The sequence below is a fragment of the Flavonifractor sp. An4 genome, from assembly GCF_002161755.1.
GTDB classification, from domain to species: Bacteria; Bacillota; Clostridia; order Oscillospirales; family Oscillospiraceae; genus Flavonifractor; species Flavonifractor avicola.
This window is the reverse complement of record NZ_NFIL01000098.1, coordinates 1-1,485: the sequence shown is the minus strand read 5'-3', so window position 1 is coordinate 1,485 and position 1,485 is coordinate 1. Positions and strand designations below refer to the sequence as shown.

Below are 1,485 nucleotides of genomic sequence, written 5' to 3'. Positions count from 1 at the left end.
GATGGCGTCGTGGTCGGGAGAGAAGCGGACAAAGGCACACACCTGTCTGCAAAATGTCTCGCAGCGATTGGAGGCCATACACTCACCTCAATTCATAATGGGTGGCCCAGGATTCCGGTTTGGGTGACTGGTAGAGCAGGGCTCCGGCGGCGTCGTAGCCCTTGACCTGGAGGTCCTCCGGAAAGACGAAGCCGGGACCTGATGTATAGGGGATCAGGAAGCAGTTCTCTGTACTCTCGGTCTGGCTGGCGGAGAGCAGGGTGTAGCCCTGCTTTGTTTCAGCAGAAATGGGGAACGTGATCTCCACCTGGGTGATCTCTGGGTCGTTGGAGATTACCAGTACAATCCCGTTATCCTGATTGCTGACGATGAGGGGAACTAGGGGAAGATCCGGATCATTTTCCACAGCGCCCAGTTCACCGGTCTGCCAGAACAACAGAAGGCGGCGGTTGATTCCGCACCAGGCGTACCAGTCCCCGTTGCGGAGGATGTAGTAGCGGTCATAGCTGCCGACCCGGTCACTACTCCGGACAAAGAGCCGGCTGACAAGATGGTTTATGGAATAATCCTGGGTGCTTATGACTTCCCCAGGACCGAAAAAGTAGCGGGCCTGAGTGGCCTCCAGAGCCTGATTGGCGGTGAGGACGGGGAAGTCAAGCCGGAGCGTCAGTATCACCAGGATGATTACAAGCAGCAGAGTGTCCCGGACGATGCGGCGCTTACGCTGGGCAGGCGTGACAAAGCGTCTGACCATGTTATGCGCCTCCTTTCAGGGGCAGGGTGAAATAGAGAATATCCTCTCCGTAGCGGTCAAAGTGAAGGGTGACGGAGGTGGCCTCTAGGGGGATGTTGTCTACCCACAGCCCGTAATAGGAGACAAAAAAATACGAATTGGTAAGGCTTCCTCCGGAGTGAATATCAGAAAATTGATAGGGTACCACCTGACCTTCAGAGGGATAGGTGTTGCCCAAATCGTCCTCCGCCCAAAGCCAGTCCATAAATTCCGGCCGACCCTGCCAGGGGTTGGGATGGGACACCTTCAGGAGATAGCGCAGCGTCAGAGTGTTGCTGCCGGAGTTCCGGAATACGATGGCCCGCGGAACGGAAAAATCATAGTCCCGGTACTGTCCCACAGCAACTGGAGTGTCATCGGATACCACATCAAACGCCTCATAATGCTCCAGCAGGTTTTCAATATGGCCATCGTATTGGAGAGGGGCGGTCAGATTGGTGATCAGCTGCCCCAATTGGGGTAACGTAAGAAGCAGCACCAGCACCGCCAGGCCCCAAACCAGTCGGCGGAACCAGATCTGAAACCACCCCAGTAGGGGACTGTGGCTCTCATTCAGGGCCCGGCCCAATTCCACCGGGTCACCCATAGCCAGGACAGCCGCCTCTTCGGCCTCCTCCGGGGTCAGGTCGGGGCGGGCCTCCAGCAGGGCGTCCCGGTGGTCCTCCAGGTGAGCGGTGAGTTCGGCGGTGATG

Annotated in this window: 2 protein-coding genes; both read right to left on the bottom strand. The window is 57.4% G+C overall.

Translation table 11 applies throughout. From position 1 onward, the window contains the following. Positions 1 to 82: 82 nt before the first annotated feature. Entirely contained in the window at positions 83 to 754 is a 672-nt protein-coding gene (locus tag B5F94_RS15830) for a DUF5044 domain-containing protein (RefSeq protein WP_087331529.1), read from the bottom strand. A gap of 1 nt (position 755) precedes the next feature. Continuing rightward, a partial coding sequence (locus B5F94_RS16560) for a permease prefix domain 1-containing protein (protein ID WP_087331526.1) occupies positions 756 to 1,485 on the bottom strand: 730 nt, incomplete at its 5' end.